This is a genomic window from Arthrobacter wenxiniae, assembly GCF_013376105.1.
Lineage (GTDB): Bacteria > Actinomycetota > Actinomycetes > Actinomycetales > Micrococcaceae > Specibacter > Specibacter wenxiniae.
This window is the reverse complement of record NZ_JAAMFM010000034.1, coordinates 1-19019: the sequence shown is the minus strand read 5'-3', so window position 1 is coordinate 19019 and position 19019 is coordinate 1. Positions and strand designations below refer to the sequence as shown.

The 19019-nt window shown below is 68.1% G+C and carries 22 protein-coding genes; 11 read left to right on the top strand and 11 right to left on the bottom strand.

Features of this window, described 5'->3' with window-relative positions; all coding sequences use genetic code 11:
- The first annotated feature begins 50 nt into the window (after positions 1-50).
- Together G6034_RS16835 and G6034_RS16830 are read left to right on the top strand one after the other, a co-directional pair.
- Positions 51-206, top strand: coding sequence for a type II toxin-antitoxin system Phd/YefM family antitoxin (locus G6034_RS16835; protein WP_176636271.1), 156 nt, complete (start codon positions 51-53; stop codon positions 204-206).
- Between the two features lie 521 nt (positions 207-727).
- Positions 728-1129 (top strand): cupin domain-containing protein, encoded by a 402-nt coding sequence (locus G6034_RS16830; RefSeq protein ID WP_176636270.1) that lies wholly within the window; start codon positions 728-730, stop codon positions 1127-1129.
- Positions 1130-1191: 62 nt separating this feature from the next.
- Here G6034_RS16830 and G6034_RS16825 read toward each other — a convergent pair whose 3' ends face one another.
- The 3 genes from G6034_RS16825 to G6034_RS16815 form a co-directional block, all read right to left on the bottom strand.
- Positions 1192-1977, bottom strand: coding sequence for an isocitrate lyase/PEP mutase family protein (locus tag G6034_RS16825; protein WP_176636269.1), 786 nt, complete (start codon positions 1975-1977; stop codon positions 1192-1194).
- Between the two features lie 77 nt (positions 1978-2054).
- Positions 2055-2462 (bottom strand): hypothetical protein, encoded by a 408-nt coding sequence (locus G6034_RS16820; RefSeq protein WP_218064007.1) that lies wholly within the window; start codon positions 2460-2462, stop codon positions 2055-2057.
- Positions 2459-3076, bottom strand: a complete 618-nt coding sequence (locus G6034_RS16815) for a nucleotidyltransferase domain-containing protein (RefSeq protein WP_176636267.1) — start codon at positions 3074-3076, stop codon at positions 2459-2461. The genes G6034_RS16820 and G6034_RS16815 overlap by 4 nt, the downstream gene beginning before the upstream one ends.
- Positions 3077-3345: 269 nt before the next feature.
- Between G6034_RS16815 and G6034_RS16810 the strand changes: the two genes are divergently transcribed.
- Complete coding sequence (locus G6034_RS16810; protein ID WP_176636266.1) at positions 3346-3642, top strand: hypothetical protein; 297 nt, start codon at positions 3346-3348, stop codon at positions 3640-3642.
- Positions 3643-3830: 188 nt separating this feature from the next.
- Here the strand turns inward: G6034_RS16810 and G6034_RS16805 are convergent, their stop codons facing one another.
- Genes G6034_RS16805 through G6034_RS16795 form a run of 3 tightly spaced genes read right to left on the bottom strand, consistent with a single transcriptional unit; the run spans position 3831 to position 7164 of the window.
- Entirely contained in the window at positions 3831-4634 is an 804-nt protein-coding gene (locus G6034_RS16805; protein ID WP_176636265.1) for an enoyl-CoA hydratase-related protein, read from the bottom strand.
- Positions 4631-5848 carry a CaiB/BaiF CoA transferase family protein gene (locus G6034_RS16800; protein WP_176636264.1) on the bottom strand — a complete coding sequence of 406 codons (1218 nt, stop codon included), beginning with the start codon at positions 5846-5848 and terminating at the stop codon, positions 4631-4633. Before G6034_RS16800 ends, G6034_RS16805 begins: the two co-directional genes overlap by 4 nt.
- Positions 5845-7164 (bottom strand): MFS transporter, encoded by a 1320-nt coding sequence (locus G6034_RS16795; RefSeq protein ID WP_176636263.1) that lies wholly within the window; start codon positions 7162-7164, stop codon positions 5845-5847. The genes G6034_RS16800 and G6034_RS16795 overlap by 4 nt, the downstream gene beginning before the upstream one ends.
- Positions 7165-7321: 157 nt before the next feature.
- On the opposite strand from G6034_RS16795, the gene G6034_RS16790 reads away from it, so the two are divergent.
- Positions 7322-8026, top strand: coding sequence for a FadR/GntR family transcriptional regulator (locus tag G6034_RS16790; RefSeq protein WP_176636262.1), 705 nt, complete (start codon positions 7322-7324; stop codon positions 8024-8026).
- Between the two features lie 102 nt (positions 8027-8128).
- Positions 8129-8575 (top strand): VOC family protein, encoded by a 447-nt coding sequence (locus G6034_RS16785; protein ID WP_176636261.1) that lies wholly within the window; start codon positions 8129-8131, stop codon positions 8573-8575.
- Between the two features lie 19 nt (positions 8576-8594).
- Here the strand turns inward: G6034_RS16785 and G6034_RS16780 are convergent, their stop codons facing one another.
- Both G6034_RS16780 and G6034_RS16775 read right to left on the bottom strand, forming a co-directional pair.
- Positions 8595-10802 (bottom strand): bifunctional polysaccharide deacetylase/glycosyltransferase family 2 protein, encoded by a 2208-nt coding sequence (locus tag G6034_RS16780; RefSeq protein WP_343038128.1) that lies wholly within the window; start codon positions 10800-10802, stop codon positions 8595-8597.
- A gap of 2 nt (positions 10803-10804) precedes the next feature.
- The gene (locus G6034_RS16775; protein WP_176636260.1) at positions 10805-11362 is read right to left on the bottom strand and encodes a hypothetical protein; all 558 of its coding nucleotides are present in this window, start codon (positions 11360-11362) and stop codon (positions 10805-10807) included.
- Between the two features lie 166 nt (positions 11363-11528).
- Between G6034_RS16775 and G6034_RS16770 the strand changes: the two genes are divergently transcribed.
- The 5 genes from G6034_RS16770 to G6034_RS16750 all read left to right on the top strand — a co-directional run bounded on the left by G6034_RS16770 (position 11529) and on the right by G6034_RS16750 (position 15098).
- Complete coding sequence (locus G6034_RS16770; RefSeq protein WP_176636259.1) at positions 11529-11792, top strand: hypothetical protein; 264 nt, start codon at positions 11529-11531, stop codon at positions 11790-11792.
- A gap of 148 nt (positions 11793-11940) precedes the next feature.
- Positions 11941-12591, top strand: coding sequence for an alpha/beta hydrolase (locus tag G6034_RS16765; RefSeq protein ID WP_176636258.1), 651 nt, complete (start codon positions 11941-11943; stop codon positions 12589-12591).
- A gap of 287 nt (positions 12592-12878) precedes the next feature.
- Complete coding sequence (locus G6034_RS16760) at positions 12879-13256, top strand: YciI family protein (RefSeq protein ID WP_176636257.1); 378 nt, start codon at positions 12879-12881, stop codon at positions 13254-13256.
- Positions 13253-14584 carry an RNA polymerase sigma factor gene (locus tag G6034_RS16755; RefSeq protein ID WP_176636256.1) on the top strand — a complete coding sequence of 444 codons (1332 nt, stop codon included), beginning with the start codon at positions 13253-13255 and terminating at the stop codon, positions 14582-14584. Before G6034_RS16760 ends, G6034_RS16755 begins: the two co-directional genes overlap by 4 nt.
- 4 nt (positions 14585-14588) lie before the next feature.
- Complete coding sequence (locus G6034_RS16750) at positions 14589-15098, top strand: hypothetical protein (protein ID WP_176636255.1); 510 nt, start codon at positions 14589-14591, stop codon at positions 15096-15098.
- Positions 15099-15199: 101 nt separating this feature from the next.
- Here the strand turns inward: G6034_RS16750 and G6034_RS16745 are convergent, their stop codons facing one another.
- Both G6034_RS16745 and G6034_RS16740 read right to left on the bottom strand, forming a co-directional pair.
- Positions 15200-16240: an NAD(P)-dependent alcohol dehydrogenase gene (locus G6034_RS16745; protein WP_176636254.1), complete on the bottom strand. Its 1041-nt coding sequence runs from the start codon at positions 16238-16240 to the stop codon at positions 15200-15202.
- Positions 16241-16421: 181 nt separating this feature from the next.
- The gene (locus tag G6034_RS16740) at positions 16422-16637 is read right to left on the bottom strand and encodes an SRPBCC domain-containing protein (protein ID WP_176636253.1); all 216 of its coding nucleotides are present in this window, start codon (positions 16635-16637) and stop codon (positions 16422-16424) included.
- 283 nt (positions 16638-16920) lie between these two features.
- Between G6034_RS16740 and G6034_RS16735 the strand changes: the two genes are divergently transcribed.
- Complete coding sequence (locus tag G6034_RS16735) at positions 16921-17526, top strand: cation efflux transmembrane domain-containing protein (RefSeq protein WP_343038126.1); 606 nt, start codon at positions 16921-16923, stop codon at positions 17524-17526.
- Between the two features lie 1018 nt (positions 17527-18544).
- On the opposite strand, the gene G6034_RS16730 is transcribed toward G6034_RS16735, so the two are convergent.
- Positions 18545-18886, bottom strand: coding sequence for a MerR family transcriptional regulator (locus G6034_RS16730; protein ID WP_343038125.1), 342 nt, complete (start codon positions 18884-18886; stop codon positions 18545-18547).
- Positions 18887-19019: the final 133 nt, after the last annotated feature.

The window sequence follows — 19019 nt, the reverse complement described above, 5'->3', positions numbered from 1 at the left end:
GGCTAGATTCCAGGCTAGTCAGAGCCCAAACATCAGGCCAAAATACGAGAATGAGGTCGATGGCATTGAGCGAGGCCAAGGACAAGCTCTCCGCACTGGTGGAGGAGGCAGGCAGCACGCACGAGATCATCCAGATCACCCAACACGGGCACCCGGCGGTGACGCGCTGCGCCCGCGGTTCGGGCTGGCGCAGAAGTGATTGCTGAAACGCCCTGGACGGTCGAAGCAACCGGTCCGGCCATGCGCGGGCCCGACCGGTTGCCGGGAAGAACAGCTGCCGTTGTTGCGGCGTTCATCACCGGCCCGCTCCGCGACAACCACAACCGGCTGAGCAAACCGCTGAGCCACGAGTTGGCCGGGATGCGCACGGCCCGACGCGGCGATTACCGGGTTCTCTTTTCCTTGGACGGGGGGCCCGGGCGATCCACATTCACCGCATCGACCATCGGTCCGACGTCTACCGCCATCGCCGACCCACGGCACCATCCGACCAGTCTCGACAGCTCCGGAAGAAGGAACCCCACGACTGAACAACCCCAACAGGTGGGCGGCGGCCGCAACATGTTAGGCGGCTTCGCCCGAGGCTCGCCGGGCTCACCGACGACGTGCTCGCCGCGGGCCGGAACACCGGACAGCTGGGCTTCCACCCGGGCCGCGCCGTGGAAAACGGCAGGGCGGCCATGGGCGTGGCCAAGGAACCCTTCACCAACAACAAGTAAGGCAGACGATGAACATCGAACCCGCAGTCCCCACCGCCAAGAATCCGCCGGCCCAGTTCTCCGGCGACGTCTGGCTCGACCCCATCGCCGTGCCCCACGAAAGCGACCAGACCATGGTGGTGGCCACCGTCCGCTTCGCCCCCGGCGCGCGGACTGCCTGGCACTCCCACGCCCACGGCCAGTACATCCGCGTCACCCAGGGCGTGGGCCGCTTCGGCACCCGGGACGGCAAGGTCGTCGACGTCCACCCCGGCCAGACTCTCTACACCCCGCCCGGCGAGGAGCACTGGCACGCCGCGGCGCCGGGCTGCTTCATGGAGCACATCGCCATGCTGCAAAACGCCGAGGACCCGGCCACGACCACCACCTGGGCCGAGCACATCACCGACGCCGACTTCAACGGGAAGTAACACCGCGGGCCGCCTGCACAGGGAGGTCCGGACGCCGGCCAACGGCCACGTGCCGGAACCGCTCAAGCCTCCGGGCCCTGCTGGAAGGCCTCCAGCCGGGCCTGCATGTCCCAGTAGGAGGTGGCCTTCGGCACCGGCATGCCGTCGCGCAGGGCGTTGGCCGCGGCCACCGCGGCGTCCACGGCACACCGGTACGGCAGCGAGCCGGAACTTACGCGCCGGACGCCCAGCTGGGCGAGCTCGGCCACGGTCAGCGTGGGATGCGCCAGCACGTTGACCGGCAGGGCGGTCCCCGCCGCGATGCCCCGGATGTCTCCCGCGGCCGCGACGCCGGGGACAAAAATGCCGTCGGCCCCGGCGTCGGCATAGGCGCGGGCCCGCCGCAGCACGGCGTCCACCGTTGTCTCCTGCCCGAACCAGAAGTTGTCCACGCGCGCATTGACGAATACGCCCGGGGCGCTGAGCTTGACGGCCGCCAGCTTGGCAGCGTGCGCGGCCGGATCCACCAGGTGCCCGTCCGTGCTGTCCTCGAGATTGACACCAGCCACGCCGATCACTGCCAGCTCGGCCACGAGGTCCGCCACGGCGGCCGCATCCGCGGAGTAGCCGTCCTCAATGTCCGCCGTGACGTGCACGGGCAGGCGGCACAGCTGCCCCGCGAGAGCGACCGTGGCGCGCTGGCTGGCGCGACCGCCGTCGGGCATGCCGGCGCTCGCCGCGATGCCAAAGCTGGTGGTGCCGACGGCGGGAAAGCCCACCGACGCAAAGGCCAGGCCGGAGCCGAGGTCCCACGCGTTCGGCAGCACCAGCGGGGTTCCTGCGTGGTGGAGTTCCTTAAAGGTGGGCATGTCCATTCCCCTCCCGGGCCAGGCGAAACAGCGCGTTCCCCCCAAGCGTACCTTCGCGGTGGAGGGCGTGGCAGGCGTCAGGAGGAGAGGGCCGCCTCCATTTCATCGACAAGTCTGGCGGCGTATTTGAGGAGTTCACTTGCCCTGGACGCCGTGATGTGGCTGGAACCATAGGACGTCAAAGTCTTTGCTTCCAGGAGCCGGCCCAAGTCTCTCGCGGCAGTCTTCTTTTCGGGAAGGGCTTGGGTGAGAAGTTGAATCGCCTGCCTATGGTCTTGGCCGTTTGATCGATATCCGAGTTTGGAGCCGCAAATGGCGTCGGCCGCCGCGATCCCGGCGTTCACTGCGTTCAGCCCCGTAGTATTGTTCGAGGCCATGGGCCCTCCGGGCTCGAACCTGGCCTGCGCGGTGAGTAGGGAATCACGGGCATGTTCGGCTCGTACGCGAACTTCCGCTACTGTCATCCGCTTAATCCGCGCGTTCATGCGGCCTTCCGCATCCCCAGTCTGCGTTTCCCGAAGACTACAATCCCGTCAGAAGCCCAACTCTGGATGATTGGATCGCCTTCCCGGCGCTGCCCGTCCAGCGCAGAATCAGTGAGGTCGTAAACCTGCGCGTCATTCCCCGTCCATAGTTGGACGTTGTTCCTTAACTGGGTGACGAATTGGTCACGGTCATCAAGCGGAACGGTATCGGGAAAAACCACGAGCAGGTCAACATCGCTCGTCTTGTTCGACTCGCCCCGGGCCACGGAGCCAAACAAGGCAACAGTAACGCCCACCGGAGCGCTCGCGGCAGCAAACGAAGCTATGCGCCGGTTCAATTCCTGGCGTGCGTTCATGGCAAGCTCGGCGGCTGGCCAGAGGATGTGCGAGCGGTTGGCTAAATACATGGTTGCGTGGGGTGCAGGAGTTGCCGAGACGAGGCCTATCTCGACGAGTCGGAGAAGGGCCAGCCGAATGTTGGCAGGCGTTCCTGTCCCGGCGAGACGCGCAACCTGTCGACCAGTGAGCCCGGTGCCGGCTCTGGCCACGACGCGCAGGGCCACGGCGTCCAAGCCATTCATGAATGACGACAACGGTGCCGATAAATCCACCATCAGCCTCCATTTCATTAGCGGACTTTCCGTATTGCACAACGATACATATGTATTGTCACGCAATGCAATGCAATGGTCCCGGGGCACCCCATCGAGGAGTTGTCGCGCCCGTCGACGCCAGTCGAAGGCGGAGTCCTGCCTCGACCGCCGAGGCAGCGGGTCCGCGTCGAGACAGCGGGAGATTCCATGTGGTCTCGTCGTGATGCCGCCGTCTCGCCAAAGCGGATTCGCCTAGACTTGGTTCCTATCGACGAGGCAAGGGGAGCCACATGAGTGCGAATGCCATGCCAGCCCTGCCGGACGCCGGCCGGCTGAACAAACTGTCGGTCGTGGCCGTAATTCTGGCGGCGGTTGCCGCAGCCGGCATGACGACTTTCGGTATCGGCGTCCTTGCCGTCTTCGCCGTGGGAGCCGGGCATGTTTCGCTGAACCAGATCAAGCTGCGCGGGTGCAGGGGCCGCTGGCTGGCCGTGATGGCACTCGCCGTGGGGTACGGCCTGGGCACGCTGGCCCTGATCAACGCGTTTGCCTACAGCTGGTCGCTGCTTCATGCAACGGCAATCTAGCGTCTTCTCGCACCGCTCCGGTTCGGTCCGATCCCTGTAGCTGGGGCCGCCGCCCACCCGGCCCCGGCGTGACCGCTGCCCGCCCACGAGAGGGGAGGGCCAGCGTCGTGCTTCCAGCGCTGAGGTAGTCGGGTAGTTGGTCCGCGCCGATACCGCGAGAAATTTATGGCGGTCTCGACCCGGTTCCGCTACCTCGGCGGGAGTGTCCGGTGGCGGTGGAGGAAGGTGTCCAGCCGCCACGCAAACTCCGAGGGGTCGCAGGCACGTCCCTGCGGTGCGCGCCGGGCGGGCTGCACAAGCGCGTCCAGCCCGTAATTCACCGCGGCCTTGGACGCCCGCAGGGATGCGGCGGAAAGTCCGTCCCAGTGGGCGAGGAGTTCGGCCAGGGCGGCATCGACGGCGCCATCGTCCACCACCGTGGTGATGAGGCCCATGCGGTGGGCTTCGCCCGCAGCCAGCAGCCGGCCGCCGTAGAGCAGATCCTTGGTCCGTCCGGGGCCGATCCGCAGCGACATCCGGGTGGCAAAGGTGGGCGGGACCAGCAGGCCCAGCCGGCCGATGGGCATGCCGATCCTGGCCGACCGGCCCACCAGCTGGAGGTCGCAGGCCAGCGCCAGCTGGCAGCCGGCGCCGGCCGCGAAGCCCTCCACCACGGCCACGGTGGGGGCCGGGAGGTCCTCGATGGCCTGAAGCGCGGCTTCCATGCCGGCGAAGCTTGCGCTGACGTCTTCCGGCGTGGCCCCGTCCCACTCCCGCAGGTCGGAGCCCGCGCAGAACACCCCGCCCCGGCCCAGGACCACCACCGCCCGCAGCTCCTCGCGGCTTGCGAGCGAAACGGCCGCGCGTTCCAGGGCGGCCCAATCGTCCCGCCGCAGGACGTTGAGCCGCTGGCCCGTCCCGAGGGTCAGGGTTGCGACGGGACCGTCGCCACCCAAAGCTATTTCGCCACCCGGGGTGACGGTGTCAAGGTCCACTTGGCTGGTGGGCGTCACTGGACCGCCCCTTCCTGGCGCAGGGATGCGATCCGGCTCCCGCTGAAGCCCAGGCCGGCGAGGATGCCGTCCGTGTGCTGGCCCAGCAGGGGAGGGGCCGTCCTGACCGTGGCGGGGGTCCGGGACAGCCTGACAGGGCAGCCGACCATGCTGAGTTCCCCTTCCGTGGGGTGCTGCACCTTCGCCACCATGCCGCGTGCAATGACCTGCGGATCCGCGAGTGCCTGGTCCACGGTCTGGATGGGGCCGACGGGCACGCCGGCGGCATCCAGCTCCCTGATCCATTCGTCCGTGGTCCGGGTGCGCATGATTCCCTCGAGGAGGGGGATGAGGGCGTCCCGGTGCGCCACTCTGTCCGGATTGCCCGCGAACCGTGGATCCGCGGCGAGGTCCGATCGGCCGATCGCGTGGGCGAAGCGCCGCCACAGGCCGTCATTGCCCACGGCCACCATGGCGAATCCGTCGGCCGTCTCAAACGCCTGGTAGGGGACGATGGTGGGGTGCGCGGATCCGTGGCGCCGGGGCGTGCGGCCGCTGGCGAAGTAGCCGCTGGACACGTACGTCAGCCAGGACACGGAACCGTCCAGCAGGCTGATGTCCACCCACTGGCCGCGCCCCGTGCGGCCCTTCTCGTGAAGCGCCGCGAGGATGCCTATGGCGGCCCACATGCCGGCCGTGAGGTCGGCGCTGCTGACGCCCACCCTGACAGGCGGCCCGGCCGCCTCGCCGGTCACGCTCATGATGCCGCTGCGGGCCTGGGCGATCGCGTCGTAGCCGGGGCGGTGCGCATCCGGCCCCGTCTGGCCGTACCCGCTGATGGAGGCGTAGACCAGGCCCGGGTTCAGGCCGGACAGTTCGTCATAGCCCAGGCCCAGGCGGGCGGCCGTGCCGGGCCGGAAATTTTCCACGAGCACGTCCGCCTTCAATGCCAGCTCCTTCACGGCGGCAAGGCCGTCGGGGGACTTCAGGTCAACGGCCAGGCTGCGCTTGTTGCGATTGACGGACAGGAAGTAGGCTGCCTCCTCGCCCTGGAACGGCGGCCCCCACTGGCGGGTGTCGTCCCCGTGCCCCGGCTGTTCGACCTTGATGACATCCGCGCCAAGATCCGCCAGGGTCATGGTGGCGAACGGGCCGGACAGGATGCGGGTCAGGTCCAGCACCACCAGGTCCGCCAGGGCCCCGCCGTCGTCGAGCTGGTCTCCGTGAATCGTCATGCGGCGCTCCTGACGGCCTCGGGGGTGGTGCCCGCCAGGGCGCCCGCGGCCCGGGGAAGCAGGATCAGCGCGGCCATGCTGACCGCCGCGCAGGTGATGATGTAGACGGAAATGGCGGTGGAGTTGCCGTAGTGCGCCAGGAGGGCGGCGGCAATGAGCGGCGCCGGGCCGCCGGCCACCACGCTCGCCAGCTGGTAGCCCAGGCCTGCGCCCGTGTAGCGGATGTCCGCGTCGAAGCCCTCGGCAATGAGTGCTGCCTGCGGGCCGTACTGCATGTCGTGCAGCGCCAGGCTGATGATGATGGCAACGGCGACGAGCAGGGCATTGCCGGTGTTGAGCAAGCCGAAGTAGGGGAAGGCGAACAGGGCCGTCAACACGATGCCCGTCCCGTAGACCTTCCGCCGGCCGAACCTGTCCGAGAGCCGCCCGAAGACGGGGATGCTGATGAGCCCCAGGGCGGCCGCGATGAGCGTGTCGTCCAAAATGGAGTTGCTGTCCAGTTTCAGGTGCTTGACCGCGTAAGTGAGGACGAAGGTGATGAACAGGTAAAACGGTGCCTGCTCGGATGTCCTGACCAGGGCGGAGAGCAGGATCTGCCGCGGCTGGCGCCGGATGGCTTCAAGAATGGGATTCTTGACCACCTTTTGCCCTTTCCGCATGGCCTCAAACTCCGGGCTCTCCACCACCCGGGCCCGCACCCAGACGCCCACCCCGATCAGGACGATGCTCAGGATGAACGGGATTCTCCAGCCGTAGGCGGCAAAGCCCGCGCTGCCTGTCAATCCGGATGTCAGGCGGACGACGCCGGTGGACAGTGCCAGCCCCAGGGGGACTCCCAGCTGGGGCCAGCTGGCAGACAGGCCCCGCCGTCCCTCTTTGCCCCATTCCATGCTGAGCAGCACCGAACCTCCCCATTCGCCGCCGACGCCGATTCCCTGGATGATGCGCAGCAGCACCAGCAGCACCGGGGCGGCCACACCTATGCTCTGCCAGGTGGGCAGCAGCCCGATCAGGACAGTTCCGAAGGCCATGAGGAACAGCGTGGCCATCAGCGTGGTCTTGCGTCCGATCCTGTCGCCGAAGTGGCCGAAGATGGCCGCTCCGACGGGGCGGGCCACGAAGCCCACAAATTGGGTGCCGAACGCCGCCAGGATGCCGGCAAAGGCGGACTGGCCGGGAAAGAACAGGTGCGGGAAGACCAGGGCTGCCGCCGTCCCGTAAAGAAAAAAGTCGTACCACTCAATTGTTGTGCCAACCACGCTGGCCACGGTCGCCCGCCGCGCAGCCTGCTTCCGGGTCACTTCTTGAACTGTCATTGCAACTCCATTGCTCTGATGATTCGGGCTGGGCGCCCGGTGGGACCGAATGTGATGTAGCTAACCATTCCACTGGACTAGCCTCTAGCGCACTGGGTCACTTTGTCAATACCGCCGGCATGTATTCTTGGTGACAGGTGAACGTCATGAGGAGTCAATGGTGAGCGAAGCGGCAGAGGCAGATCCGCTGGGGCGGGTGGCTAAGCCGCGCCTGTACGAGCAGCTGGTGACGCTGCTGCTGGGGTACATTGAGTCTGCCCAGCTGGGGCCGGGGGATCTGCTTCCTGCGGAGCGGGAGCTTGCGCAGCGCCTGGGCGTGTCCCGGGCCACCCTGGTCCAGGCGCTCGTGGCGCTTGAAGTGCTCGGTGTCATCGACGTCCAGCACGGCAACGGCGCCGTACTGGTCTACCGCCCCAGCATTGCCACGGTCATCAAGGGGCTGCGGGAGCACAGGAACCGGCTCCCCGAGATTGTGGAGGCGCGCAGCACCATTGAGGTGAAGCTTGCCGGCCTCGCGGCCGCGCGCCGCACGGACAGCGAAATGGAGGCGATGGATGCGGCGTTGGACGTCATGGCGGCCGAGATTGCCAACGGCGGCAAGGGCCTCAACGGCGACGAGCTCTTTCACCAGGCCGTCACGGCGGCGGCGCATTCAGCGGTGTTGGCACAGCTCATGACGTTCATCGCGGAAATGGTCCTCGAGACGCGCATGGAGTCCCTGGGGCAGCCGGGCCGGCCAGAACAATCCCTGGCTTCCCACCGGAGTATTGCCGAAGCCATCAGGGCCAAGGATTCCAAGGCTGCGGCGGCGGCGATGCAGGCGCATATCGAGCTCGTCTCGGACGTGGACCTGCTCAAGTAGGGGGGCGTCCCGGCGGGGACCGCCGCCCGCCCGCGCGAGGGGGTGACGGCGTCGTGCATCCCATCCTTCCCAACGGCCGGGACGGTGTTTTAGCCTGTCGGGATGGAAGGAATCACGTTCGACCACATGGGTTTCATTGTGCACGACCTGGACGCGGCCGTGCAGTTCTTCCTGGATCTGGGGTTTGTCCGTCGGGGGTCCGCGGAGGTCAGCGGGCGGTGGATGGACAGGGTCATCGGGCTGGACGGCGCGCACGCGAAGATGGTCATGGTGAGCGCGCCGGACGGCAGCGGCCAGATGGAAATCAGCCAGTTCATGGAGCCTGCGCCGGCCGCGGATTATCAGGTGCTGCCCTCCAATGCGCACGGCCTGCGGCACATTGCCTACCAGGTGAAGGACGTGGACGCGGTGGTGGTGAAGGCCGCGGCCGCCGGCTACGGGCTGGTGGGGGAGGTGGTGAACTACGGGGACGTCTTCCGCCTCGGCTACATCCGCGGCCCGGAGGGGCTGATCCTCGAGGTGGCGCAGCCCTTGTGGGAGGGCGCGTAGCTGGCGGCCTGCGAAGCCGCTATCCCGAAATCTCCGGTGAAGTGGCGGCCGGGTTCGAGGCGGGCTGGCCCCCCGCCGGAACGCGCAGGCTCCCGTACCGCTCCATCCGGTGCCACCGCAGGTGCACGCCGGCCACGGCGGTGACCACCGATTGGATCACCACCAGATACATGAGCTGGCGGTACACGAACTGCTGGAGCGGCAGCGTCCACAGCGGCCGGAGCCGTTCATTGTCCAGCCGGAAGGCATAGGCCGCCATGAGGCACTGGACCAGCAGGAAGGCCAGCCAGAGCGCCCCGATGCGGACCGGGTCGAGGAAGATGAGCCCGTAGACGGCAAAGACGTCGACGACGGGCGCAAACAGCGGCAGCAGCACCTGGAAGACCAGGAGGTAGCTCAGTCCGCGGCGGCCCAGCTTGCCGGCCTGCCCGCCCTGCACCATCGCCCCGCGGTGCTTCCACATGGCCTGCAGCGTGCCGTAGCACCAGCGGTAGCGCTGCTTCCACAGCGCGCCCAGAGTGGCGGGCGCCTCGGTCCAGGCCCGCGCGTCCTCCTCGTACACGACGCGCCAGCCGTCGCGGCACAGCGCCATGGTCAGGTCCGTGTCCTCGGCGAGCGTGTCGTCACTGACCCCGCCGACGCCGGCAAGCGCATCGCGGCGGAAGGCGCCGATGGCCCCCGGGACGGTCGGCATGCACTCCGCGACGTCAAACAGCCGCCGGTCAAGGTTGAAGCCCACCACGTATTCAATGTGCTGCCATGCACCGAGCATCCCGCCGCGGTTGGCCACCTTGGTGTTTCCCGATATCGCACCCACCCGCGGGTCGGTGAAAGGCTGGATAAGGGAGTGGACGGTGCCCGGTTCAAAGACCGTGTCCCCGTCCACCATGACCACCAGATTGTGGCTGGCCGCCTCCAGCCCGGCATTCAGCGCCGAGGGCTTGCCGCCGTTCTCCTTGCGGATCACCTTGACGCCGTGCAGTCCCAGGGCGTCGACGACGTCGGCAGTCCCGTCGGTGGAGCCGTCGTCCACGACGATGATCTCCACTGGGTGGCTCGAGGCGGCGATGGACCGAACGGCGGCCTCGATGCCTGCCGACTCGTTGTATGCAGGGACAATCACGGTGACGGGCTCGGTGACCGCCTCGCGGGCCGGCACGTCCACCCGGCGCCGGCCGCTGCCGGCGGCCTTGGTCCGGAGGGCGGCGCGCCGGTGCCTGGCGGCAAAGCCCACCACCAGGAGGGCCCGGATCAAGGTGACGATTCCTGCTGCCAGCAGCGCCCAGGTAATGGCGGTGACAATGAAGTCGCTGAGCCGGATGCCCCAGACGAAGGCCGTGCCGCTGGCCTTCTCCGCCGTCGTGGCCGGACGCATGCTGTCAATGCCCACGGCGCTGCCCACCGAGGTGACGTGGTACCCCTTCGCGGCAAACTGGGACAGGGCGGAGTCGAGGGCGGCGACCGTCTGTGCCCGGTTCCCGCCGCCGTCGTGCATCAGGAGCACCTGTCCGCGGGAGCCGGACGGGGAGAGGTTCCGCTCGATCGCGGCCACCCCGGGACGTCGCCAGTCCTCGCTGTCGATGGTGCTCAGCACGGTGAGGTAGCCCTGGTCCGCCACGGCCTGCATGGCGGACCATGTGCCGTTGGTGACGGCGTTGTTCTCGGAACTGTAGGGCGGGCGCAGCAGGGACGCGGCCTGGCCGGTGATGCCGATGATGGCGCTCTGGGCGCCCTGGACCTCAAGCTGGCGGCGCCAGGCCGGCGCGCTCCCGAGGTCCGTGTGGGTGAGGGTGTGCACGCCGAGCTCGTTGCCGTCGGCGACGATGCGGCGCACCAGGCCGGGGTGGTCGATGGCCGCTGAGCCGACCACGAAGAACGTGGCGTGGACGTGGTGCTTCCGCAGGACGTCCAGGATCTTGGGGGTCCAGACCGGGTCCGGGCCGTCGTCGAAGGTCAGGGCAAGCGTGCGGTCCGGCGGGCTGACGGTCCGGACGGCCCCGCCGCGGGCATCCACCACCGGGCCGCCCCGCGAGACGGCGTGGGGGACGGCACTGGCGGAACTGCCCCCCGCCACCGAGTCGTCGCCGATCCCGGCCAGGTGGTTCATGTACCCCTGCACCACCAGGGCAACGCCCAGGGCGAGGATCACGACCGTCAGGACCAGCCAGTGGGCCCTGACGCTGACGGGGGTGTTGGTGCTGTTCCGGCGGCTGGTCTGGCGGCGCACGCTTACGGGTGCAGGGGAGGGGACGGCCGGGCGGCCCGGCCGGGGGCCGAACCGCTCTTGCCCGGGGCGGTGGGCTGGGCGCTCGGGGCGGCGGCCGGCAAGGTGGGGGCCGCGGGCTGGGGCGTGGGACTGGCGGCGCCCGTGGCAGGGCTCGCAGCCGGGGGCGCTGCGGGGGCGGCGGTCACGGCGGACGTGGCGTCCGGACCCTGGACGGCGGGGGCTGCCGCCAATTGACGTTCACCGACGGGCAGCGCCACCCCATTGGATGACGCCGTCGCTGCAGTTGGCGGGCGATGAGTTGCCGCCGGGGCAGCCGTCGCGGCCGGGGCCGCTGCCCGTGCAGCGGCGGGTGCGGCGCCCAGTGGCAGGAAGGGTGCGGCGGAATTCGGCCCGGCGATGAACGCCACCAGCAGGAGCACGACATAACCCGCCGCCAGCCCAAGGACCCCGAGGCCCATGACCTTGATCCGCCGCAGGCGCCGACCGGATGCGTCGACAAAGATTGGTCCGTGCTGCGGCATGGACAGTGTCCGGTCTGGGGCTTCATGAATAGCTGGCATCAGTCACTGATTCTAGGTGACGGGCAGCCTCTGTCACAAAACGGTAACGATAGAGGTGGCTGGATGCACCTGCTGCCGCGACTCCGACGCCGCCGGGCATGCCGCCGCCTGAGAGCCCAGGGAAATGGGGGACACTTGAGGTTCACCATGACAAGGCGGCACGACAATGCTCACCCTCCGGCAGGACACCGACGGCTTCATCCATATGAGCCGGCACTTCCCGCAAAAGATGGCCATCTCCATCATTTTCACCGACGGCAGCACGGGTGAATATTCCGGCGCCCGGCTCAACGGCCTCTATGACCAGGCCCTGTCCGCGTACCGCCTGGGCAACAACCTGGACGCGAAGGGTTTCGACAGGGTGCCCGCCAAGGTCCACCGCCGCAACGCCGTCGGCCTGGTGCCCGTCAGCGCCGGGATGGGCGGCTGAGGGGCACGGGCGGGCCGGAACGGACGGGCCGGATCGGGCCGCCCGCAGAAACACGGCGGCCGCCTCGGAGCAAATAGTTGAAGCTACAAGTAGTTGGTGTACCTTGAAACTGGCCAATAGTCCGGATTCCCGCTCCCAAGGAGATTGCATGACCCCCACGCTGCGCGACTTTCGCCCGCCCGACTGGACCGCCGAACCTGCTCCCGGGGCAGTGGTGCTCCTGCTCCACGGCTTCGGCTCCCACGAGCACGACCTGGCCTCCCTGGCCCCCGCGCTGGGCCTGAACCTGCCCTGGGCATCGCTCCGCGCACCGATCGAGCTCGGCAACGGCGGGGCGGCGTGGTTCCAGATCACCACGCCCGGCGTCCCCGACGCCGGCCCGGTGGAGCAGGCAACCGACGCCGTCTGGGCCTGGGTGGAGGACAATGTGGACCCCGGTGCCCGCATCGTGCCCATCGGGTTCTCGCAGGGCGGGCTCATGGCCACCCAGCTGCTGCGCACCCGGCCCGAACGCGTGCTGGCCCCCGTGGTCCTGGGCGGCTTCGTGCTGGGCGCGCCGCAGCCGGGAGACGATGCCCTGCGCGCCGCCCTGCCCGCGCTTTTCTGGGGCCGCGGCGCCCAGGACAGGGTCATCGCCCCCGTGGCGATCGCCCGCACCACCGAGTTCCTGCCAGGCCACACCTCGCTGGTGGAGCGCGTGTACCCGGGGCTCGCGCACAGCATCAACAATTCCGAGCTCGACGACGTCCGCGGCTTTCTCGCGGCCGAGGTGGGTGCCGCGGCGGTCGTCGGCGCGTGAGACGTCGGGCCGTGCGGATCAGCCCGCCGATGCGATGACAGGGGCCACCGGGATGGGCTTGGTTCCGGCGGGCACTGCCCGGTGCCCGGCACGCAGCCGCCGAGCCACCTGAAAGTGGTGCTGTTTTCTTCAGGTTCTCCCGATTTCACCCCGGGGTGTCGATCAGGCTGCCGTCCAATCGTCATCTTTGCGAAGCACGGCCACCGGGCAAGCCCGCCGCCGTCGTGCTTGGCACAAGATGCGATGCCGCCCGTGGACGGCATCGCCCCGATCAAGGAGAATGAACCATGCGCTACACACTGCTTTTGCACTACCCGGAAATGGACGCCGGATCACTCGGCGAGGAGGCCCTGGCCGCGGGCCAGCGGGCCTTCAGCAGCTACGCCGCCGCGCTGCACCAGGCCAACGTCCTGATCAGCGCCGAGGTCCTGCAGCCGTCGTCGAGCACCACCACGCTGACCAAGTCCGATGGCGCCCTGCGGGTGCAGGACGGACCCTTCGCCGACACCAAGGAGCAGCTGGGCGGGACGTTCGTAATTGACGTCGCGGACCTGGACGCCGCCATCGAGTGGGCGGGAAAGGCCCCGTCCGTGGACTGGGGCGCCGTGGAGGTCCGCCCCGGGGCCACCTACACCGTGGACGGTGCCTGGAGGCCCAACGCATGACGTCCCCGGAGGCGCGGACCGCGGCGAGGCAGGCAGCCGAGCACGCGGCCCGGGCCTCCTACGGCCGCCTCGTGGCCCTGCTGGCCGCCTCCACGGGCGACCTTTCGCTCGCGGAGGACGCGCTTTCCGCCGCCTTTGAACAGGCGCTGGTCAGCTGGCCGACCGGCGGCGTCCCCGCCAATCCTGAAGGGTGGCTGCTCGCGGTGGCGCGCAACAGGCAGCGCGACACGTGGAAGTCGGCCTCGAGCAGGACGACGCGCCCGCTCGAGGATGCAGCCTTGGGAGGAGGTCCCGCGATGGCGGCCCTGGACGATCTCGACCTTGACGCCATTGGCGACAAGCGCCTGGAACTTCTGTTCACCTGTGCCCACCCTGCCATCGACGCCTCGATCCGGACGCCGCTGATGCTGCAGGTGGTTCTGGGGTTCGACGCCGCCAGGATCGCCGCCGCCTTTGCGGTCCCGGCCACGGCGATGGCGCAGCGGCTGGTGCGGGCCAAGAAGCGCATCAAGACAGCCCGGATCCCCTTTACGGTCCCGGGCAGGACCGACATGCCGGGGCGGCTGCCCGCCGTGCTGGAAGCCATTTACGGCTGCTATGCGCTGTCCTTCGCCGACGCCCCGGATGTGCCCGGTGGATCCGACGCCGAGGACCTGGCCGGCGAGGCACTCTACCTCGCGGTGACACTGGCCGCCCTGCTGCGCACCGAGCCCGAAGCGTGGGGGCTGGCTGCCCTGATAACGCTTTCGCAGGCCCGCGCGCCTGCGCGCGGCGGACCGTTTATCCCCCTTGAAGAGCAGGACACCTCGCTGTGGGACGCCCGGCTCATTGCCGAAGGCGGGGCCCACCTGCGGCGGGCCGCTGCGGGCGGAGCCGCCGGACGCTTTCAAATGGAAGCTGCCATCCAGGCGGTGCACTGCGACCGCGCAAGGACGGGCCGGACCGACTGCCCTGCCCTGCGCACCCTGTACACGGCCCTCGAGGCGGTCGCTCCCAGCCTCGGGGCCCGGGTGGCGCTGGCGGCGGTCATCGGCAGCACTGAATCGCCGGCCGCGGGATTGTCCGCGCTGGACGCCCTCCGCGACCTACGCGAGGGAGAGGGACCGGCCGGAGCGTCCGCCGTCGAAAGCTTCCAGCCCTATCTGGCCACCAGGGCGGAGCTGCTGGCGCGCGACGGCCGTCCGTCCGAGGCGGCGGCAGCCTTTGCCGCCGCGGCGGAGGCGGCCCCGCAGCCCGTCGTCCGCGAGTACCTGTGGCAGCGGGCCGCCGGACAATGGCCTAACAGCCAGGGTCGTGACAATGGACCAGCCCCGCTGCCGCTACGCTGATCCCATGACAGCGTTGAAAGTGTTCGGACTGGACATCGACAAACTGGCCGGCGGGCGCCACGGCCACTACGCGATCGAGGAAACCGCGCGCGTGCACCCGCGCACCCGCAGGGCCTTCCGCTGGGTCAACTGGATCCTGGGACTGGAGGTGCTGGTGGGCTTCAGCGCCATCCTCATTGCCCTGGTGCTGGAGACCCGCGGCACGCCGGTGGGCTTCGCCGTGTGGTTCCGCGGCGTGGTGGTCCTGCTCATGACGCTGACACTGTTCTTCTTCGCCTGGCGGGCCGGGCAGGGCTACTACTGGGGCTACCAGCGGCTGCGGCTGTTCAGCCAGATCTTCCCCGTCATCACCCTGGTGGTGGCCACCATCCCGGGCCTGTATCCCTACTGGATGGTGGTGGAGCAGATCATCTTCGCCGTCCTGATGATCGGGGTCGCCGACTTCCTCACCAGCGACCACATGCGCGACGCCTACCCCAGCCCCAGGCGGCTCGCGGAGCGCCCCCCGGGCTGAGGGCGCCGACGACGCCGGCTCCCGCCGCCAGGTGGGCGGCGCGAGGGAGCCGGCGTGGCGGCGTCGTCCATTCCGTGGCGTCCGCCGACCACCCCGCCAGCCTAGAACGTGGCCGCGTCGATCACGAAGCGGTAGCGGACGTCCGAGGCCAGGACGCGCTCGTAGGCTTCATTGATCTTGCCGGCCGGGATGACCTCGATCTCGGCGCCGAGGCCGTGTTCGGCGCAGAAGTCGAGCATCTCCTGCGTTTCGCGGATGCCGCCAATCGCGGACCCGGCAAAGGACCGGCGCCCGCCGATCAGGGAGAAGACTTGCACGGGCAGGGGTTCCGGCGGGGCACCCACGTTGACCAGTGCGCCGTCGAGCGCGAGGAGCTGCAGGTAGGCGTTGATGTCGATGGCCGCGCTGACGGTGTTGATGATCAGGTCGAAGCTCCCGGCCAGGTCGGCAAAGGTCGTTTCGTCGCTCGTGGCGCGGTAGTGGTCGGCGCCGAGGCGCAGCCCGTCCTCCTGCTTCTTCAGCGACTGGGACAGGACGGTGACCGTGGCGCCCATGGCGTGGGCGAGCTTGACGGCCATGTGGCCCAGCCCGCCCAGGCCGATGACCGCGACATTCTTCCCGGGCCCGGCGCCCCAGTGCCGCAGCGGCGAATAGGTCGTGATGCCGGCGCAGAGCAGCGGGGCGGCGACGTCCAGGTCCAGGCCCTCGGGAATGCGGACCACAAAGTTCTCCGTGACGACCACGTGGGTGGAGTAGCCGCCCTGCGTGATGGTTCCGTCGCGGTCCACCGCCCCGTAGGTGCCGGTGTTGCCCTTGAGGCAGTACTGCTCCTCGCCGGCCACGCAGTTGGCGCACTCGCCGCAGGAGTTCACCATGCAGCCCACGCCCACCCGGTCGCCGACTTTGTGCCTGGTGACTTCCGGGCCGATCTCGGTGACGATGCCGGCGATCTCGTGGCCCGGCGCCAGCGGGTAGCCCTGCGGGCCCCAGTCGCCGCGGACCGTGTGGATGTCGGAATGGCAAATGCCGGCGAACTTGATCTCGATGAGGACGTCGTGCGGACCCACGTCGCGTCGTTCGATGGTGGTGGGGATGAGTGCGCCCGTGGCGGACGGGGCGGCGTAGGCGTTGACGGTCAACATGGTTTCTCCTGGTATTGATGGGAGGGGGTGATCGGGGAGGGAGGTCCGCAGCAGCGGTTCCCTGCGAATATCCAACACTACTTACGCTACGTCGGTTCGCCCATGCCGTGGGAGGGTCTGTCATTCCCTGTCAGCGGCGTCACACCTGGGGCTCCTCGCAGTCGTCCACCAGGGCAGGTCCTTACGAGGCGCTGGTGAGCCTGGCCCGCATCGTTCCGCCGGCCCTCAGGTCTCCCGAGACGTCGCCGGTCCAACGCGCAGGCCGTTCGGGTTCGGTCAATGCCGACCACAAATCCGCAATGGTCGTGTCGTAGACATCCTCCCTCCTGATCGTTCCCCTGCCGTTCTCCGCGCGCATGCTGCCGACGACGGCACTGCCGTGGTGCTGGGTTGTCATGGTGTCTTCCCGTGCCCGTGTTTTCCTGCGTCAATTTCGGTGTGCAGGGCTCCCATGCGCTGCCCCACAGATTTCGGTACTGGCCGGGCCAGGCGTCGACGCCTGCGAGGGGCCGTCCCTGAGCACATCCAGCATTGTTCGCCGGCTGTCGTCCAGGGCATGCAGAGTCGGGACGGGACAACAATCTCCATTGGACGTGGGGTGGAGTAGTTTGGATTCATGACGTGCTCCACCTTGACGGCCGGCCTGGTGGGAGCACCTTCCCGCGAAGGGGTGGCCCGCCGTGCCGCCTGAGGCCGTGCCGGCCGCGGACGCCAGCCGGCTGCGCCGCCGGGGCTTCGCGCTCGAGGGGATCACCTTGGGCTGGAACGTGATTGGCGTCGTCGTACTTGCGCTTGCCTCGATTACGTCCGGATCCGTGGCTCTGGCGGGGTTTGGCCTGGACAGCCTTATCGAAATCGGTGCCAGCACCGTGGTGATCTGGGAACTGTCAGGCAGCGGTGAACGGCGGCAGGTGATCGCACTGAAACTCATTGCGGGGGCATTCCTGTCGCTGGCCCTGTATCTGCTCCTTCAATCCGGTGCCGCGCTCGTCCTGGGGCACCGCGCCGCGCCGAGCCCGCAGGGGATTGGCTGGACGGCCATCACCGCGGTGGCCATGTTTTCCCTGGCGGCCGGCAAGGCACGCACCGGCAGGACGCTCGGAAACCCGGTGCTGGCAGCCGAGGGCCGGGTGACGTTCATCGACGGTCTCCTGGCCACGGCCGTGCTGACCGGCGTGTTGCTCGACGACCTGGCGGGCTGGTGGTGGGCCGATCCCGTGGCAGGCCTGGTCATTGTCTACTATGCGGTCCGCGAGGCCTGGCACATCCTGAGGCACATGCACTGACCGCCGGTGGCCGAAATGTGGGCCCGGCGCTGAAGGTCCCGTCCATTTCGACCCGCCCCCTGAGCCGGTCGCGGCCGGACCGGTGCATCACGGATCGCGGTTGGTGCGTCATGATCCATGCACTCTGGCAGCCGCCGGGGACGCTCCAATCAAGGGCTGTCGTCAACCTGGCGCCGCCAACGAACAACGTCAGGATCCCAAAGGAAAAACCATTCACAGTAAGTACATGGGCACGCAACGCGCCTACCCGCGGTCTCCACAGCAACACGCAACACACTCGCCGGACGGTCCCATGGCTGGCTGAACAGGTGGTCCCACGAACGAGGCAAAAAATGTGGACTGCCGTGGTTCCGTCCTCCTGGCAGGTGACAACCGTCTTGCAGGTGACAACCGTCGAAATCCGTCGTTTACCCGTGGGTGGTCGTGGGCCCTGGGAGCAAATGATGTCGATGAAGCCTCGGGCTTGATATGCCGATCGGTTGCTGGACGATTGACGATGCCGGAATTACACTATGGGGCATCTTTTCATCTTCTGTTTTGGACTGCGCGGCCTGATGCAAGGGGTGAGTCAAAATGGACAATCGATGCTCTTCAAAGGTGGATCCGAAATTTCTGGGAAAGGTCGAGGAATCCCCTGTTGATCGGATCTGGTGTCTGAGGTGCGGTACAGACGAGTTTATTCTCGTTGAGCGAGCCCGGTGGCGTATGCGCCGCGGGGAGGGCTTCTGGGACGTTGACTACTTCTGCACCAAGTGTGACAGCTTCTACGGGCATGTCGTCCGGGATGCGGAGGTCACTCCCACGTTTATGGCAGCCATTGCAGCCATTCAAGACTGAACATCGACGACACTGAACATCGACGACGAAGGATCTTGCCTGAAGGTCCCGACCCCGGCGGGGTGGCTGAGCATGACCGTGGCCCCTTCGCGGGCCAAGTTTCCCGCGCCACCGGAATGTGGCGCACTGGCGCATCACCATGTGGACACGTTTTCCCCGGCTTTGGCCACTGGCCGGGCCATTATTGGAGCGCAGGGTTGCCTGTCTTGTTCCGGGTTTGCCGTGGCGCGGCCCCGGGGTTGGCGGTCGTGTTCGAGAGTTTTGCCCGGAGTGCCTGGTTTTCGGCCTCCAGGCTCAGGACGAGGCGGATGCCGGAGAGGTTGAGCCCTTGGCCGAGCAGTTCCGCGATCCGTCGCAGGGTCACCAGGTCCTCCTCGCTGTAGCGGCGCGTGCCGCCTTCGGTGCGCCCCGGTTCCAGCAGCCCCCTGCGTTCGTAGAGCCGGAGGTTTTGCTGGCCTGTGCCGACGAGTTCTGCCGCGACGGAGATCGCATACACGCCACCTGTGTTCGGATTGAGTGCCACGATAGTCCGCTCCTTAGTTGCCATCCTTGATTGCTGGAAGAAATGCCCCTTGCATCAGTATGCCTGTCGTGTTATAAAAAATCTATGCCAGTCACGATAGGTCGTGGCGGGCATGCGAGAACTGAACACCAGA

Bases quoted from the DNA above. Each gene is read 5' to 3' on its own strand.
- G6034_RS16835 (WP_176636271.1), top strand. From the start codon at position 51: ATGAGGTCGATGGCATTGAGCGAGGCCAAGGACAAGCTCTCCGCACTG.
- G6034_RS16755 (WP_176636256.1), top strand. From the start codon at position 13,253: ATGACGTCCCCGGAGGCGCGGACCGCGGCGAGGCAGGCAGCCGAGCAC.
- G6034_RS16760 (WP_176636257.1), top strand. From the start codon at position 12,879: ATGCGCTACACACTGCTTTTGCACTACCCGGAAATGGACGCCGGATCA.
- G6034_RS16785 (WP_176636261.1), top strand. From the start codon at position 8,129: ATGGAAGGAATCACGTTCGACCACATGGGTTTCATTGTGCACGACCTG.
- G6034_RS16740 (WP_176636253.1), bottom strand. From the start codon at position 16,637: ATGACAACCCAGCACCACGGCAGTGCCGTCGTCGGCAGCATGCGCGCG.
- G6034_RS16765 (WP_176636258.1), top strand. From the start codon at position 11,941: ATGACCCCCACGCTGCGCGACTTTCGCCCGCCCGACTGGACCGCCGAA.
- G6034_RS16830 (WP_176636270.1), top strand. From the start codon at position 728: ATGAACATCGAACCCGCAGTCCCCACCGCCAAGAATCCGCCGGCCCAG.
- G6034_RS16815 (WP_176636267.1), bottom strand. From the start codon at position 3,076: ATGGTGGATTTATCGGCACCGTTGTCGTCATTCATGAATGGCTTGGAC.
- G6034_RS16745 (WP_176636254.1), bottom strand. From the start codon at position 16,240: ATGTTGACCGTCAACGCCTACGCCGCCCCGTCCGCCACGGGCGCACTC.
- G6034_RS16820 (WP_218064007.1), bottom strand. From the start codon at position 2,462: ATGAACGCGCGGATTAAGCGGATGACAGTAGCGGAAGTTCGCGTACGA.
- G6034_RS16775 (WP_176636260.1), bottom strand. From the start codon at position 11,362: ATGCCAGCTATTCATGAAGCCCCAGACCGGACACTGTCCATGCCGCAG.
- G6034_RS16825 (WP_176636269.1), bottom strand. From the start codon at position 1,977: ATGCCCACCTTTAAGGAACTCCACCACGCAGGAACCCCGCTGGTGCTG.
- G6034_RS16810 (WP_176636266.1), top strand. From the start codon at position 3,346: ATGAGTGCGAATGCCATGCCAGCCCTGCCGGACGCCGGCCGGCTGAAC.
- G6034_RS16750 (WP_176636255.1), top strand. From the start codon at position 14,589: ATGACAGCGTTGAAAGTGTTCGGACTGGACATCGACAAACTGGCCGGC.
- G6034_RS16800 (WP_176636264.1), bottom strand. From the start codon at position 5,848: ATGACGATTCACGGAGACCAGCTCGACGACGGCGGGGCCCTGGCGGAC.
- G6034_RS16770 (WP_176636259.1), top strand. From the start codon at position 11,529: ATGCTCACCCTCCGGCAGGACACCGACGGCTTCATCCATATGAGCCGG.
- G6034_RS16795 (WP_176636263.1), bottom strand. From the start codon at position 7,164: ATGACAGTTCAAGAAGTGACCCGGAAGCAGGCTGCGCGGCGGGCGACC.
- G6034_RS16790 (WP_176636262.1), top strand. From the start codon at position 7,322: ATGGTGAGCGAAGCGGCAGAGGCAGATCCGCTGGGGCGGGTGGCTAAG.